At 46.5% G+C, this 16722-nt stretch carries 11 protein-coding genes; all 11 read left to right on the top strand.

The genetic code is table 11. From position 1 onward, the window contains the following. The first annotated feature begins 384 nt into the window (after positions 1-384). The 11 genes from mutS to glnA all read left to right on the top strand — a co-directional run bounded on the left by mutS (position 385) and on the right by glnA (position 16422). Positions 385-3231, top strand: coding sequence for a DNA mismatch repair protein MutS (gene mutS / locus WH46_RS09740; protein ID WP_082208361.1), 2847 nt, complete (start codon positions 385-387; stop codon positions 3229-3231). A gap of 65 nt (positions 3232-3296) precedes the next feature. Next, the gene (gene mutL / locus WH46_RS09735; RefSeq protein ID WP_046226566.1) at positions 3297-5711 is read left to right on the top strand and encodes a DNA mismatch repair endonuclease MutL; all 2415 of its coding nucleotides are present in this window, start codon (positions 3297-3299) and stop codon (positions 5709-5711) included. A gap of 31 nt (positions 5712-5742) precedes the next feature. Then, entirely contained in the window at positions 5743-6516 is a 774-nt protein-coding gene (locus WH46_RS09730; RefSeq protein WP_046226565.1) for a class I SAM-dependent methyltransferase, read from the top strand. Further along, positions 6513-7490 (top strand): tRNA (adenosine(37)-N6)-dimethylallyltransferase MiaA, encoded by a 978-nt coding sequence (gene miaA / locus WH46_RS09725; RefSeq protein WP_046226564.1) that lies wholly within the window; start codon positions 6513-6515, stop codon positions 7488-7490. Before WH46_RS09730 ends, miaA begins: the two co-directional genes overlap by 4 nt. Before the next feature lie 89 nt (positions 7491-7579). Continuing rightward, a complete protein-coding gene (hfq, locus tag WH46_RS09720) occupies positions 7580-7819 on the top strand; it encodes an RNA chaperone Hfq (RefSeq protein ID WP_017812464.1) in 240 nt (79 codons plus the stop codon). A 138-nt stretch (positions 7820-7957) separates the two neighbouring features. Next, complete coding sequence (locus WH46_RS09715) at positions 7958-10618, top strand: PBP1A family penicillin-binding protein (RefSeq protein ID WP_046226563.1); 2661 nt, start codon at positions 7958-7960, stop codon at positions 10616-10618. A gap of 102 nt (positions 10619-10720) precedes the next feature. Then, the gene (locus WH46_RS09710; RefSeq protein WP_046226562.1) at positions 10721-11266 is read left to right on the top strand and encodes a ribonuclease FAU-1 family protein; all 546 of its coding nucleotides are present in this window, start codon (positions 10721-10723) and stop codon (positions 11264-11266) included. 238 nt (positions 11267-11504) lie between these two features. Continuing rightward, the gene (hflX, locus tag WH46_RS09705; RefSeq protein ID WP_017812461.1) at positions 11505-12791 is read left to right on the top strand and encodes a GTPase HflX; all 1287 of its coding nucleotides are present in this window, start codon (positions 11505-11507) and stop codon (positions 12789-12791) included. Positions 12792-13051: 260 nt separating this feature from the next. Next, positions 13052-14281: a methionine gamma-lyase family protein gene (locus tag WH46_RS09700; RefSeq protein WP_231584349.1), complete on the top strand. Its 1230-nt coding sequence runs from the start codon at positions 13052-13054 to the stop codon at positions 14279-14281. A 374-nt stretch (positions 14282-14655) separates the two neighbouring features. After that, positions 14656-15069, top strand: coding sequence for a MerR family transcriptional regulator (locus WH46_RS09695; RefSeq protein ID WP_017812459.1), 414 nt, complete (start codon positions 14656-14658; stop codon positions 15067-15069). A gap of 24 nt (positions 15070-15093) precedes the next feature. After that, positions 15094-16422 (top strand): type I glutamate--ammonia ligase, encoded by a 1329-nt coding sequence (gene glnA, locus WH46_RS09690; protein ID WP_017812458.1) that lies wholly within the window; start codon positions 15094-15096, stop codon positions 16420-16422. Positions 16423-16722 lie beyond the last annotated feature (300 nt).

Raw genomic sequence — 16722 nt, 5'->3', positions numbered from 1 at the left:
ATTTCTGCGCTGGATCGGGCTGGTTGCTGAATATTATTTTATATAAAAGAAACAGTGAGCTTTTGATATGAATTGCGAATAATAAATCAAAAAGTAATCATGGTAGATCAAAAAGTAATATAAAAAAGTAATATAAAAAAGTATTAATCTATTTTGCATCACAACCGCTCTCATTTCATGAGCTTGGGAAGCGTAGAACTTTTCGGGTTCTTTCGTTATAATAGATAGACGAACACGCATTTGCATAGTCTGGCAGCAGGGTACCGGTGCAGTCTTACTATTTTAATAGTAGAAAAAGGTTAAACATATAGCACAACATAGCAATAGACAAACAGGTTCATTTCAGAATTCATACAGAAATACAGGTTGGTTTGGAGGGGCATAATGAGTCAATATACACCAATGATGCAGCAGTATCTGCAGATTAAACAGCAGGCTGAGGATGCATTTTTATTTTTCCGTCTCGGAGATTTTTACGAATTGTTTTTTGATGACGCCATTCTGGCTGCGAAAGAACTCGAGATTACGCTGACAGGCAAAAATGCCGGCGTACCGGAACGGGTACCGATGTGTGGAGTACCTTATCATTCTGCAGAAAACTATATTCACCGTTTGATTGAGAAGGGCTACAAAGTCGCTATTTGTGAACAGGTAGAAGATCCCGCGACTGCCAAAGGGATCGTTAAACGCGAAATTATCCGGGTCGTAACTCCGGGTACCATGATGGAAAGTAAAGCACTGAGCGATAAGGCGAATAACTATATGGTCTGTATCACTGAACAGGAAGGTAAAATGTCTTTGGCTGCTTGTGATTTGTCCACCGGAGAACTGCATGTCACTTCGGCATTATCTTCACAGGAATGGCTGCGTGATGAACTGGGATTATATGAGCCTTCCGAGATCATTGGACGGATTGACCTGATCGATGAGGTGTACAAGCAGGCTTCGCAGATGGGCCGTAAAGTGCTTTATACCGAGTGGGACAAATCGCGTGAAGAATTAGCGCGGCGCCAATTTGGGGAAGCCGTCTGGGCGAGGCTGGATGAGGAACGGCAAGCTTGTATTGCACTGTTGATTGCTTATCTGAGCGAGACACAGAAGCGTTCATTGGGACAACTGACACATATTAATGCCTATGAACCAGAAAATTACATGATTCTTGATCCCTTTACCCGTCGTAATCTGGAGTTGGTGGAGACGGTACGCGAGCGTTCCCGCAAAGGAACCCTGTTATGGCTGCTGGATCGCACAGAGACGCCAATGGGTGGACGTCTGCTACGCCGCTGGATTGATAAGCCGTTATTATCCCGCCGTCTGGTAGAGGAACGTCTGGAAGCGGTAGACAAGCTGCATCAAGGGTTTATTTTACGGGATGATCTGAGAGGTCAGCTCAAAGGCATCTACGATCTGGAACGTCTGGTTGGACGTATGGCTTTTGGGACGGCGAACGGCCGGGATATGCTTGCCCTGCGGGATTCGTTGCTGCGTATTCCAGATCTGCGTCAGCTGTGTGAAGATTCACCGTCCAGTACATTGAAGGCGGTTGCCGCGCAAATGGATGCCTGCTCCGATCTTGCGGAAGCGATTGGTTCGGCGATTGTCGATGATCCACCGATCTCGGTACGGGATGGAGGATTGATCCGTCAAGGTTATCATGAGCATCTGGATGAGCTGCGTGAAGCAAGTGTGAATGGCAAGCAATGGATTGCTGAATTGGAAGCTGCAGAACGTCAGGCTACAGGCATCAAGTCGCTTAAAATCGGCTATAACAAAGTGTTTGGCTATTATATCGAAATTACACGTTCCAATCTGGGCACGTTGCCGGAAGGTCGTTACGAACGTAAGCAGACGCTGGCCAATGCCGAACGATTCGTCACTCCGGAACTGAAGGAAAAAGAAGCACTGATTCTGGAAGCTCAGGAGAAAATGGTTGATATCGAGTATGATTTGTTCACTGATCTGCGTACACGGGTATCCAATGAAATTGCCCGTCTGAAGTTACTGGCTGAGAAAGTGGCGGAGATCGATGTCTATCAGTCTTTTGCAACGGTCAGTGCTGAGCGTTCCTTTGTGAAGCCTATATTGACAGATCGTTACGATCTAGTGATCGAAGATGGACGGCATCCGGTAGTGGAAGCGGTAATGGATCATGCGAGCTTTATTTCCAATAGTACGGACATCACCGAAGAAGAAGCTAATATTGTACTGATTACCGGACCGAATATGGCTGGTAAAAGTACCTATATGCGTCAGGTCGCTCTATTGTCGATCATGGCACAGATTGGCTGCTTTGTACCTGCGCGTCAGGCAGAAATCCCGATGATTGACCGAATCTTCACCCGGATCGGGGCAGCGGATGATCTGATTGGAGGCCAAAGCACCTTTATGGTGGAAATGGCGGATATCCAGGTTATGACCGAGCGGGCTACCCGGCGCAGCCTCATTATTATTGATGAATTGGGTCGCGGAACTTCAACGAGTGAAGGTATGGCGATTGCCCAGGCAGTTATTGAATATGTTCATCATGAGATTGGCTGTAAAGCATTGGTATCGACGCATTTCCATGAGCTGGCTCATCTGGAGGAGACGCTGGAACATTTGCGTAACTTCTCGATGGCAGTCAAAGAAAGCGGCGACAAGGTACATTTCCTGCGCAAGCTGGTCCCTGGTGCAGCCGGTAGCAGTTATGGCATTTATTGTGCCCAACTGGCCGGATTGCCAGGCAGCATTATCGACCGGGCCAATCTGCTGCTGGATCGAATGGAACAGGCGGCTACGATCACAGTCGTAGCAGATGACAAGCATACGGATCATACTGCAATCAAGACACCGGCAAGCATTAAGGCTAACCAAGAGCAGAATTTGCAGTCGATCGAAAAAGCTTCTCTTCCAAAAGATAGCGACGCTATACAAGAATCAGTGTCAAATTATAGCTATGATGAACGACATTCTACAGCTGCAGAAGGTGTACCTGTACTGGCAGTTGGCGGCTTCTCATCGGAAGATACAGACAAGTCGGTAGTCAGAGCCCAGCAGAACACAGCTGGTCAGCAGGAAATTGTACAACTGTCTATTTTTGAAGAGGAAGAAATTCCTCAGCCGGTGAAAATAAAAGAAGATCCGGTAGCCCGTCAAATTGTCCACCAGATTCAGAGTGCGGACTTGATGAATATGACGCCGCTGCAAGCAATGCAGCTGCTTAATGAATTGAAAATGAAAACGATGCGCTAAGTCGCCTATAGAATTAGGATGCAAAATAAATAGATAAATCCGGATTGCTGAAGGGAGGAGAAATCATGGGTCAGATTCGTGTACTGGATGAACATATCGCTAACCAGATCGCAGCCGGTGAAGTGGTAGAGCGGCCTGCCTCTGTCGTCAAGGAACTTGTCGAGAATGCGATTGATGCGCGTTCTACCCGTATTGATGTTCATATCGGTGAAGGTGGATTGGAATCAATACGTGTACATGACAATGGACAGGGGATTGCTGCCGATGATTGCGAGACTGCCTTTTACCGTCATGCAACGAGCAAGCTTGTAGATGATCGGGATTTGTACCAGATTACCAGTCTGGGTTTTCGAGGTGAAGCACTGCCAAGTATTGCAGCAGTCTCCAAAGTGGACTTACTAACCAGTGCTACAGACGATGGGGCAGGCAGACGCCTTATTATTGAAGGCGGTACACTGAAAAGCAATGAAGATGATGCCGCTCCGCGCGGAACCGATTTTCGGGTTAACTCGTTATTTTATAATACGCCGGCACGGCTGAAATATATGAAAACCGTCCAGACGGAGCTTGGACATATCTCGGATATTATGTACCGGATGTCGCTTGCTCATCCGGAGATTGCTTTTACTCTGCGTCATAATGGCAACCTGCTGCTGCAGACGCCGGGTAATGGTGATATGCTGCAGGTAATTGCTGCAGTCTATGGTACATCAGCTGCCAAAATGGTGCTGCCGATTGAGCAGGATCATCTGGATTATCATATTAGCGGATATATCGGCCGACCAGAGATAGCAAGGGCCAACCGTAATGCCATGTCAGTCATTGTCAATGGCCGTTATATCAAGAGTTATACGGTCAACCAGGCTATTCTGAGAGCCTATCACACACTGCTGCCGATTAATCGTTATCCGCTTACTGTACTGCGCCTGACGATGCATCCATCACTTGTCGATGTGAATGTGCATCCGGCCAAAATGGAAGTGCGGTTCAGTAAGGAAGCTGAATTGATGATGTTTGTGGAAGAATCTGTGCGCCAGACGTTGCGCCGGGAAATACTAATTCCTCATGCGACCAAGCAGACGATCAAGCGAGGCAGCAGCGAGTCGATTATTCAGGAGCAGTTTAATTTTAATCGTACAACGGCTGGACAGCCGGAGAGCAATCCGATAGAGCCGGACCAACAAGCGGGAGCAACTTTATTCATTCCCCGCGATTCTCTGCCCATTATTCAGACAGAACTGGGCGATTTGGATGCTCCTTATATGCCTCCTTTTGCGGATCAGGATATACCAGGTCCTGAATCACAGAACAATATGGATCTGCCAGAGAATCGTTATCAGGATCAGTCTCCAACTCAAGGCGCAAACATCGAGCAATCCCAACCTACAACAGGAACATCTCAGGCAGGTAATCCTGCAGGATGGTCTCGTACCGATTCTCTGATATCCGAAAAAGAAGCTGAGCAGGCAACAAGAGATTTGAACGTATCTGCCAAGCAAGAAATACAGGATCCAATCAATCAGCAAACGAATCCCACAGAGAGTTCACAACAGACTTTTGGTCATACAGATCGTAAGATAAAAGACTCTGTTGGCACAGATTCACAAAAATCTGCCAAGGCGGATTCAGGTTCGCTTAAGGCCACGCAAGTCGATCTTCCTGTTTATGAAAATAACGGATCTTCTGCGGGTCAGTCAGCATCTGCTTTCCCGAATGCTTCGGCGCATTTGCAGCCGCCTTATACAGATGCGCAGCAGGTTAAAGAACCTTCGTATGCTCGCGAATATAATCGTGCAGCTTCCAAAGCATCTTCCCGACCACCACAACGGGGCGGCGGAGCAAATCGCAGTATTCCGGCAGAGATGATTTATGGTACGGCTGAAGAGCCTGGACTGCCTCAATTTCCGGAAATGAATCTAATCGGTCAGCATCATGGTACGTATCTGATTGCACAGAATGCAGAAGGACTTTTTCTAATCGATCAGCATGCTGCCCATGAACGGGTCAATTATGAATATTACTATGAGAAGTTTGGTCAGCCGGAGTCAGCATCCCAGGAGCTTCTGCTGCCGATTACGCTGGAGTTTACGCGTGCTGAAGCAGACAAGCTGAAAGATCGTCTGCACTGGTTTGAACGAGTGGGTGTATATCTGGAGCATTTTGGCGGTCAGACCTTCCGGGTGCGTGCTTATCCTTATTGGTTTCCCAAGGGAGAAGAAGCCCGTGTTATTGAAGAAATGGCAGAATGGGTACTGAGCGAGCGCAAGATTGATCTTGCCCAGCTGCGAGAACAGGCATCTACGCTATGTTCATGCAAAGCATCCATCAAGGCCAACCAGCGAATTACCGAGGCAGAAGCGCAGGCACTGCTGGATCGTCTGGCTGCATGCAGACAACCATATACCTGCCCACATGGACGTCCGATTGTGGTGTCTTTCTCCAGTTATGATCTGGAAAAGATGTTCAAACGGGTCATGTAAGCGAAGTGTAAAGAAGAATGGAGAATGAGCAATGATAATTACAACAGGCGATGATGCTTCACCGGCTACCCTGCAGCGTGCACAGCAGCTGGCAGCAGAATTCGCTGTATCTTTTGTTCCGAGGCAGGGTCAGTCGATCGCCAAGCTGGCTGCCCGCCACGAAGACCGGGACGTTATTGTACTGGTAGAAAATGAAGCGAGATTAGTCCGTCCGGGCGAGTCTGCGATGTTTTTCCATCCCAGTATGGCTTTTGTACGAGCCAAACGATTGCTGCGTAATGACGAAGATCCGATGATCACACTTTCGCGTCTACAACCAGGAGATAGCGTACTGGATTGTACAGCCGGCTTGGGCTCGGATTCACTCGTCTTTTCACTGGCAGCAGGGCCGGAAGGGCAGGTTACTGCCTTGGAAAGTTCTGCTCCCCTAGCAGCACTGTTAAAAGAAGGATTGCGCATTTATGCAAGTAATCTGGAGCCGGTTAATGCGGCGATGCGGCGTATTCAGGTAGTACAGCAGGACCACAAGACCTATTTGAGCCAGCTGCCGGATAAGAGTGTGGATATTGTTTATTTTGATCCCATGTTCCGTGAAGCATTGCATGAATCTGCCGCTATAGCTCCGCTACGTGGATTTGCCAACGACCATGCGCTGGATCCCGAATCGATCTGCCATGCTGTGCGTGTAGCCCGCAAAACCGTTATGCTTAAGGAAAAATGGGACAGCCCCGAATACGAGCGTCTTGGTTTTGAACGCATTCGGCGCAAAAATTCCAAAATTGAATACGGAGTGATTTATCTATGAATCCGGCAGTAGAAAAGCCGAAATTACTCGTTCTGGTCGGCCCTACAGCTGTAGGGAAAACAGCGATCAGCATTGAGATTGCCAGAAGATTTGGCGCAGAAATTATCTCCGGTGATTCTATGCAGGTATACCGTGGTATGAATATCGGTACGGCCAAAATCAGGCCTGAAGAAATGAAGGGTATTCCCCATCATCTGATCGATATCCATTCGCCGGATGAGCCATTCTCTGTGGCTGAATTCCAGCAGCGCTGCAGAGCGTTGATTCCGGATATTGCTTCCCGGGGCAAGCTGCCTTTTATCGTTGGAGGTACCGGTCTATATGTAGAATCTGTCAGCTACGAGTTCCAGTTTAGCGAGAATGGAGCAGATGAAGCGTTCCGTCAGGAACAGACTGATTATGCGCTTCAGAATGGTGCCCAGGCGCTGCATGACCGTCTGGCAGCGGTTGATCCGGAATCTGCTACCCGACTCCATCCCAATGACCAGAGACGTATTATACGGGCGCTGGAAGTGTATCATATGACTGGAGTGAAACTTTCGGACCAGTTATCCCGGCAAATGAAGCAGTCTCCCTATCAGTTATGTATCGTCGGTTTGACAATGGATAGGGAAATGCTATATAAACGTATTGAAGCGCGGATTGATCAAATGCTGGAAGAAGGCCTGCTGGAAGAAGTACAACATCTGCTTGATCAGGGATATACTCCCGGTATGGTAGCCATGCAGGGACTGGGATACAAAGAAATTGCTGCGCATCTGTCAGGCGGGGTACCGCTGCAGGAGGCTGTCGTACTCCTCAAGCGCGATACGCGCCGTTTTGCAAAGCGCCAGCTGTCCTGGTTCCGTCATATGCAGGATATTCACTGGGTAGATGTGTCGGATACGACTCATAGTGAACAGCATATCGACAAAGTATATGACATCGTAGCAGGAAATTTATACAGAGACAGGGAATATACTTCAACAACTTAATTTGACATTCAGCTTAGCCAGGTATCATATTCGTATTACAATTGAGCATTTGCTAATGCTGAATTAATAATCATTTGGGGGTACGGTCAATGAACAAGTCGATTAATATCCAGGATACTTTTTTAAATCAACTGCGCAAGGAAAATATTCCGGTAACTGTGTATCTGGTAAATGGTTTTCAAATCCGTGGTACAATCAAGGCTTTTGACAACTTTACCATTATGGTAGATAGTGAAGGACGCCAGCAAATGATCTACAAACATGCGGTTTCCACCTTCACACCATCGCGCAACGTATCCCTTATGCAGGATAACCAGAGCGAAGGCTGATGCAAAAAACGAAACCTTTACGCTTCATATAGCGTCTTAATGAAGAGAAAGAAACGGACAACCTCTCCAAAAGGGTTGTTCTTTTCTTTCCGTTAAAGGGGTTCAATTTGTTTTACCGAAAGGGAGTCAGAATAAGATATGCCTAGACAGAATCTATCCCGCAGTGACAAAAATCAACCACCTAAAAGAACAAGACCGGGACAATCCAAGCCCGCGCCCAAAACAAAAAAGAAGAAAATAACAGCCAAGCGCGTGTTCTGGACGTTGTTCGGTGTAACAGCTTTGGGTGTTTTTTGTGCACTGGCCGCCTATCTGTTCATCATGGTAAGTGGGGAAAAAATCTACAAAGCAAATATCGATAAACTTGTGATCAACGAACCAACCAAAATTTATGATCGCAACGGTACGCTGATCCTCGAACGTTCTGCACGTCAAGGTGATCCGGTCAAGTATGAAGACTTGCCTCCAATGCTGGTTAATGCTTTTGTAGCTACCGAGGACAGGCGCTTTTTTGATCACCAGGGGGTAGACTTGTGGTCGGTCGGACGTGCCGCAGTTAAAGACGTCATCGCGCGATCTGCTGTAGAGGGTGGTAGTACCATTACTCAGCAGCTGGCCAAAAACGTATTCCTGAATGATGACAAAACGTTTTTCCGTAAAGCAACCGAACTTTCGATTGCGCTCGCGATTGAGCGTGATAAAACCAAGCAGGACATTATTACAACTTATCTGAATCGTATCTTTTTCGGACGGGGAGCTTATGGGATCAAAGAAGCCTCCGAGACGTATTTTGGTACAAGTGATCTCAACAAGCTGAAGCTGTGGCAGATCGCTACACTGGCAGGACTTCCAAAGGCGCCTTCACGTTACAATCCGTTGACCAATCCGGATTTGTCAACAGAACGCAGAGCGGTTGTACTGCAGCTAATGGCGGATCAGGGCTATATCACCAAAGCCGAGGCAGAAGAAGCCAAAGCGGTAGTGTATAAGAGTCCAGCCAACAGTTCGAGTAAAGAGTCGCATTATCAGGCCTTTGTCGAATATGCAATGCAGGAAGCTGAGGATGTCACCGGATTGTCTTCGGATGATCTGACACGCGGTGGATACAATATCTACACCACGATGGATGCCAAAGCCCAGCAAACGCTGGAAGATGCTTTCAAAAACAAAGATTTGTTTGAGAAGAGTGCAGATGACGTTCCGGTACAAGGATCCATGGTTATTGTAAATAACGATACTGGTGGTCTGGTCGCTCTGCTGGGTGGCAGAAATTACCGTGAAGGTGACTTTAGTCGTGTCAACAGCCGCAGACAGCCAGGATCGGCATTCAAGCCGATTGTATCTTATGCTCCGGCACTGGAATCAGGCAAATTCACACCGACATCGCAGCTGAGTAATGAAAAGCAGTGTTTTGGCAGCTATTGCCCGAGCAATTTGCATGGTTATTCCGGTACGGTCACTATGGCCGCAGCGCTGGAAGATTCCATTAATATCCCTGCAGTATGGACACTCAATCAGATAGGTGTAGATACCGGCGTTAATTTTGCCAAGTCACTTGGTTTCAAATTTACGGACGCTGATCGTAACCTGGCGATTGCACTGGGGGGACTGAGCAGCGGTACGAATACGCTGGAAATGGCTCAAGCCTATCGTACTTTTGCGGATGGTGGTAATTACACACAAGCTTATGCCGTTAAGAGTATTACAGATAATTCAGGCAAAGAGATCTACAAAAATGCAGGAGAGTCCAGCGAAGTCATGAGCAAACAAACAGCAGACGAAATGACTTCGATGCTGCAAACCGTTGTCACCGATGGTACAGGTAAGCGGGCACAAATCAATCGTCCGGTAGCCGGTAAAACAGGTACCACACAGCATGGTATCGAAGGACTGCGCAGCAGCGCCAACCGTGATGCCTGGTTCGTGGGTTATACCAAAGAATGGACAGCCGCTGTATGGATGGGCTATGACAGACCGGACCGCAATCACCTGCTGAATGAAAGCAGTGGACGGGCAGCAGCAATGTTTGCTGCAGTTATGGGTCCGGCACTGGAAGGTTATCCGGTGCAGAACTTTGATGCACCGAAAGTAACTGAGCCGGTTCAGCCGGTACAACCGGTTGAAGAAGAACCGGAGACTCCAAAAGTAGTAACAGGTCTATCCGCTTCTTATGATCAGGATAATCAGGCAGTTGCTCTTTCCTGGTCTGGTGTAGAAGGAGCTTCAGGTTATACCGTATACCGTAAGGAAAGCACAGAATCGAAGTTTACTGCTATATCCAGCGGATCATCAGGGACATCACTGCAAGATGGCAGTATTACTCCCGGTGCAACTTACGAATATTATGTAACAGCAACCACTGCTGATGGCGGTGAATCGGATGCTTCGGATACGGTACAGATTACTGTAGATCAAGCACAGGAGGAACCTGTAGAACCGCCTGTTGATAATCCGGATGGCGTAGTGCCGCCAGAGGGAAATCCGGCGACCCCACCTACAGGTGAAGAAGGAACCGATAACGGCGAAGGCACAGAAAACAATAATGGTAATAACAATAATGGAAATGGTAACAGTAATGGGAATGGAAACAACGGTAACGGTAATGGAAACGGTGGGCCGAACGGCACACCTCAGACACCAACCGATAATGGAGGAACTACCAATCCGACGACTACGCCGGGCAATGAGGGAACTCCTACCGAAACAACCACACCATCTACTGGCGTTACCGATCCTGCTGCAGCCACTGGAGATACAGCGAATACCCAGGGAGATACAGCACCAGCAGATACCCAGTAAGACGTAATTTCAAAAGCCTCCAATCTTATCGGTTGGAGGCTTTTTGAGTGATACGCGCAAATATGCTATTCTGAAGTTACTTTGTAGGAAAGGGACACTTCCATGAAACGTAAATTTGCAGATAGAGCGAACTGGCGGCGCGTAATTCAGCGCAGCTATACACGTCGATACGTAAATAATAGTATTTTCACCGGATATGTGACACTGTACCATATGAATCGTCTGCGCGAACCGCTGTACAAAATTTATGGCGGGCGACGTTTCTGTATCGCAGCAGCGGAATATTCGTGGATGCAATATTATCCCGAAAACGCCAATTATGTCGTCACTGCCATGTTCGATGACAAGCAGGAGATTATTGAATGGTATATCGATATTTGCAAAACGCAGGGAGTGACCGATCAGGGGGTCCCCTGGTTTGATGACCTGTATCTGGATATTGTTGTCATGAAAGACGGACAGATTTTCCTGTTGGATGAAGATGAGCTGGACGATGCGCTGCGTCGACGGGTGATTACCGAACAGGATTATGAGCTTGCTCATCGTACAGCACGCAAGCTGCTCAAACAAATTGATGCCCATGCTTTTCCATTATTCTCGTTATCCCTTAAGCATCGTCAGAATCTGTTCAACAGAGATCATCGCTAGATTGCCCGGTGCACCAACCTATATCCGGCAGCTCAGATAAGATGGTACAGGCTATCCGGATATAGGTATAACCCCAAATAGTATGACTTCTATGGAACCGATTCATCTGCAGCAACAATGGTAAATATACATCAAGTACATCATTGCCCAATGAAGCGGGTGCTAAAAGCAAAACAAAGGGAAAGCATCCCTGTGCTGCAAGACCCGAGCCATTATATATTACAAGGAGCAGGATAATATGAAAAATGAAACTCACGATACACAGACTGAGCAGCAGGCGAGAGCCATACTGGTCAGTCTGTATACCCAGCAAGATAAAAGAAATGGTGTGAATGCGGAAGGTTCGATGGAAGAACTGGTCAGTCTGGCAGAAACCGCAGGCGTAGAAGTATTAGAGCAGTTGACCCAAAATAAGGAAAAACCCGATTTTCGCTGGTTTATTGGTAAAGGTAAAGTAGAAGAACTACGCATTCTGGTAGACGCTTTGGAAGCAAATACCGTCATTTTTGATCAGGAATTATCCGGTGCGCAGGTACGTAATCTGGAAGAACAGCTGGATGCCAAGATTATTGATCGCACTCAGCTGATCCTGGATATTTTTGCCCAACGTGCAAAAACACGTGAAGGTATCCTGCAGGTAGAGTTGGCACAATATAATTATCTGCTGCCTCGTCTATCAGGACAGGGCAAAAATCTCTCCCGTCTGGGTGGTGGTATTGGTACGCGTGGTCCCGGTGAGAGCAAGCTGGAGATTGATCGTCGTCATATCCGTACTCGTGTAACAGAGCTAAAGCGTCAACTCGAAGAAATTATGCGTCACCGTACATTGTATCGCGAGCGTCGTAAAAAAACGGGAATCGTACAGGTTGCGCTGGTTGGTTACACGAATGCAGGGAAGTCCACACTGCTCAAACAGCTGACGGATGCAGATGTATATATCCAGGATCAGCTTTTTGCAACATTGGACCCTACTTCACGCAATCTGGAACTTCCAGGAGGCAAAGAGATTGTGCTGACCGATACGGTTGGATTTATCCAGAATCTGCCGCATGATCTGATTGCTGCTTTTCGGGCCACTTTGGAAGAAGTAAATGAAGCTGATCTGATCCTTCACGTGGTCGATGCTTCTGCTGAGCGAAGAGACGAGCAGATGCAGGTGGTCGACGAGATTCTACAGGAGTTGGGTTCCGGGAACAAACCACAGGTTATTTTGTATAACAAAATTGATCTGTGTACTCCCCAGCAGCTGGAGATGCTGCCTGCCGATCAGACTCATCTGCGTATTAGTGCCTATAATGAATCGGATCTGGAAGCTGTCAAAACGATTATTCAGGATCAGCTGGCAGGAGGAACACGCATTTATCGTATTCCAGCAGAGCGGGGGGACCTGATTTCGCAGCTGTATACGTTCAGCAGTGTCATTCATCAGGATTATGAAGATAATGATGCTTTGTTTACGGTGGAGATCAACCAGACGGATTATGATAAATTTGGTTATCGACTGCAGGAATATGAAGTGAAGTGACAGAATTACGACATTTTAAATAGCGACTTTCCCTCACTCTACCTTTCCATGTAAAATATGAAGCGTGAAAGTTTACATTTTGTAGCGTACTTCTCATGAGACGTTGTGTTAATGGGAAGAATGTAGTGTGAATTTAGCTAATCGTATAACTTTGTGGTAGAATGATGGAAGATGAATACACTGATAGCCCGCCTTATATGTATAAGGGCGGGCTATCATTATGGGGAGAGACAGAAATGGCAGTTTTCGATACACAGATAATGAACTGGTCCAAACAAGCTGAACAGATGATAGGTGAAGCTGTCAAAGGGATGGACCAGATTGTAGATACCAACCAGTGGAAAGTAATTGAAGCTTTTCAAAAACATCGCGTGAGTGATTATCACTTCGCCGGTTCGACAGGTTATGCTTATAATGACCGTGGAAGAGAAGTACTTGATGAGGTATATGCTGAAGTGTTTGGTAGTGAAGCTGCTCTGGTACGTCCGCATTTTGCTTCAGGCACACATACGATTTCTACAGCTCTATTCGGTGTACTTCGTCCCGGTGATGAGCTGCTTTATATTACAGGACAACCTTATGATACACTGCACAAAGTAATCGGCAAACCCGGCGATGGTAAAGGTTCATTGGCTGACTTTGGGATTACTTATCAGGAAGCTTCTTTAACCGAGGATGGACAGGTGGATTGGGAGCAGGTGTCTTCCCTGATTAACGAGAAGACACGAGTAATCGGGATCCAGCGTTCGCGTGGATATGATTGGCGCTCTTCTTTTACTATTGAGCATATTGCGGAGATGGTACGCCGAATTCGTGAATACCGCGAAGATCTGATTATTTTCGTCGATAATTGTTATGGTGAATTCACAGAGACACGCGAACCGACAGAAGTAGGCGTTGATCTAATGGCAGGCTCGCTGATTAAAAACCCCGGTGGTGGTATTGCCGAGACCGGTGGTTATATTTGCGGCAAGCGTCAATATGTAGAACTGGCTTCCTATCGGCTGACGGCTCCAGGTATTGGCAGTGAAGTAGGTGCCATGCTGGGGACTACACGCGGTATTTATCAAGGATTATATATGGCACCTACTATTGTGGGGCAGGCACTGAAAGGCAGTATCTACGCTGCAGCGATGTTCGAAGTAGCCGGATTTAACAGCAAGCCCGGCTGGAACGAACCGCGTACCGATTTGATTCAGGCAGTATCGTTTAAGGATGAGCAGCAGCTGATCGCGTTTGTACAAGGGATTCAGCGAGCAGCAGCGGTAGATAGTCATGTGGTGCCGGAGCCATGGGATATGCCGGGCTATGAGCATCCTGTTATTATGGCTGCAGGTACATTTATCCAGGGAGGAAGTCTGGAGTTGTCCGCAGATGCACCAATTCGTGAACCCTATATTGGTTATATGCAGGGCGGTTTAACTTTTTCTCATGTGAAGCTGGGGGTACTAATGGCTTTGCAGACGATGCTGGAACGTAAATTATTATAATTTTTGTTGAATCTTTTCTCTATGAGCTTTCTTCTTAAACGGAATATATTGATCTCGCCAGATTTGGATAAAATAAAGATAAATGAATGATCTGATCAAATGGATGGACAAAAATCGTTGTATCTTCGTTTTGAACAATATCATCAGTAAATTACAAAGTATGAACAGTTGAGTAGAGAAAAGATGTCACGAAATATCCATAGACTATATAAGAATAACGCTATAAATAACACAAATTTCGAGGTTTATTAATTTCATGTTAACTGAACATAAAATTATTGTGAGTAAACTTAACATGTTATTGACGCTTGATATCAGGATATGTACAATAGGATACAGATAACTTAAAAGTGAATTGGAAGGTTGATGAATATATGGGTGATGAAATTCGGAGAAATATGGCGCTGTTCCCTATCGGGATCGTAATGAAGCTGACAGATCTGTCAGCACGGCAGATCCGTTATTATGAACAGCATAATCTGATTGTACCAGCGCGTACATCAGGGAATCAGCGTTTGTTTTCTTTTAATGATGTAGAACGTCTGCTGGAAATTAAGGCTTTGATCGAAAAAGGGGTAAATATTGCAGGGATCAAGCAAGTGATGAATCCGGTATCCAAGGAATCGGAGGAGGCTACAGTGATCACGGCAGATACGGAAGAGCGCCGCAGGGAATTGTCAGATTCGCAACTTCATCGTATGCTTAAACAGCAGCTTGTCACAGGCAAACGTCCTGGACAGGTATCACTGATCCAAGGGGAATTATCCCGGTTCTTCAATAAAAAATAAAAAGAGCACAGAGGAGAGGGTAACGTGAGTTATACAAAAGACGATATTTTGCGTATTGCCAAGGAAGAAAACGTACGATTTATCCGCCTGCAATTTACTGACTTGCTGGGTACGATCAAGAACGTCGAAATTCCTTTGAGCCAGTTGACCAAAGCACTGGATAACAAAATGATGTTTGATGGTTCCTCTATTGAAGGATATGTACGTATCGAGGAATCCGATATGTATCTGTATCCGGATCTGGACACATGGGTTATTTTCCCGTGGGTAACAGAGAACCGGGTAGCACGTTTGATTTGTGACGTCTATATGCCAGACGGTACACCGTTCGCTGGTGATCCGCGTGGTGTTCTGAAGCGTAACCTGAGAGAAGCGGAAGCGATGGGCTTTACCGAAATGATGGTTGGGCCAGAGCCGGAATTCTTCCTGTTCCGTACAGATGCCAATGGTAATCCAACCGAAGAGTTGAACGATCAGGGCGGTTACTTCGATCTGGCGCCAACCGATTTGGGCGAGAACTGTCGTCGCGAGATCGTTATTACGCTGGAAGAAATGGGCTTTGAAATCGAAGCTTCCCACCATGAAGTAGCTCCGGGACAGCACGAAATCGACTTCAAATATGCGAACGCATTGCAGGCAGCTGACCAGATTCAAACATTTAAACTGGTTGTTCGCACAATCGCTCGCCAGCATGGTCTGCATGCGACATTTATGCCAAAACCATTGTTCGGTATGAACGGATCGGGTATGCACTGTCACCAATCCTTGTTCCAGGACGGCAGCAATGCATTCTATGACGAATCCGATGAATTGGGTCTGAGCCAGGTGGCTCGTCATTATATGGCAGGTATCCTGCGTCATGCACGTTCTATGGCAGCAGTAACCAACCCGACAGTAAACTCTTACAAACGTCTGGTGCCTGGTTATGAAGCACCTGTATATGTAGCATGGTCTGCAAGTAACCGCAGCCCAATGGTTCGTATCCCGGCTTCCCGTGGTCTGAGTACACGTATCGAGGTTCGTAACCCGGATCCTACAGCCAATCCGTATCTGGCGCTGGCTGTTATGCTGAGAGCCGGTCTGGATGGTATTGACCGTCAACTGAATCTACCAAAACCAATCGATCGTAACATCTACATAATGACCGAAGATGAGCGTATCGATGAGGGAATTCCGAGTCTGCCAGGCGATCTGAAAGAAGCTCTGCATGAACTGCTGCGTGACGATGTAGTTGTTACTGCACTTGGAGAGCATGCAACGGCTCACTTCTATGAGCTGAAAGAGATCGAATGGGATATGTATCGCACACAGGTTCACCAATGGGAACGCGACCAATACATGACACTGTATTAATTTTTTGAAAGCTCTGGTACTGCCGATTTTCCGGCAGCCAGGGCTTTTTTTATAAAATAGAGTGTATTCAGACAATAGTTCATTTCCGTATAGGGAAATGAGATCATCTGTCAATTTACAAATCAATAAGCTGCATAAAGACGATGCTTACAAAAGCATCGTTTTTTTAATATAGCCAATTATAAAAAAGAACCAAACAATATTGCAGAAAAAATATATATAAGAAAAAGAGGAGATTATAATAAAATAATTCTTGAAATTTCTTTAAATTAAAAATTATAGAGGGTAAAATGATATAAT

It is taken from the genome of Paenibacillus dauci (assembly GCF_000971985.1).
Taxonomy (GTDB): domain Bacteria; phylum Bacillota; class Bacilli; order Paenibacillales; family Paenibacillaceae; genus Saccharibacillus; species Saccharibacillus dauci.
Note: the sequence above shows the minus strand (reverse complement) of the source record. Positions and strands in the feature narration are given on the sequence as shown.

Coding starts and splice junctions, on each gene's coding strand:
- mutS (WP_082208361.1), top strand. CDS start 385: ATGAGTCAATATACACCAATGATGCAGCAGTATCTGCAGATTAAACAG.
- mutL (WP_046226566.1), top strand. CDS start 3,297: ATGGGTCAGATTCGTGTACTGGATGAACATATCGCTAACCAGATCGCA.
- WH46_RS09730 (WP_046226565.1), top strand. CDS start 5,743: ATGATAATTACAACAGGCGATGATGCTTCACCGGCTACCCTGCAGCGT.
- miaA (WP_046226564.1), top strand. CDS start 6,513: ATGAATCCGGCAGTAGAAAAGCCGAAATTACTCGTTCTGGTCGGCCCT.
- hfq (WP_017812464.1), top strand. CDS start 7,580: ATGAACAAGTCGATTAATATCCAGGATACTTTTTTAAATCAACTGCGC.
- WH46_RS09715 (WP_046226563.1), top strand. CDS start 7,958: ATGCCTAGACAGAATCTATCCCGCAGTGACAAAAATCAACCACCTAAA.
- WH46_RS09710 (WP_046226562.1), top strand. CDS start 10,721: ATGAAACGTAAATTTGCAGATAGAGCGAACTGGCGGCGCGTAATTCAG.
- hflX (WP_017812461.1), top strand. CDS start 11,505: ATGAAAAATGAAACTCACGATACACAGACTGAGCAGCAGGCGAGAGCC.
- WH46_RS09700 (WP_231584349.1), top strand. CDS start 13,052: ATGAACTGGTCCAAACAAGCTGAACAGATGATAGGTGAAGCTGTCAAA.
- WH46_RS09695 (WP_017812459.1), top strand. CDS start 14,656: ATGGGTGATGAAATTCGGAGAAATATGGCGCTGTTCCCTATCGGGATC.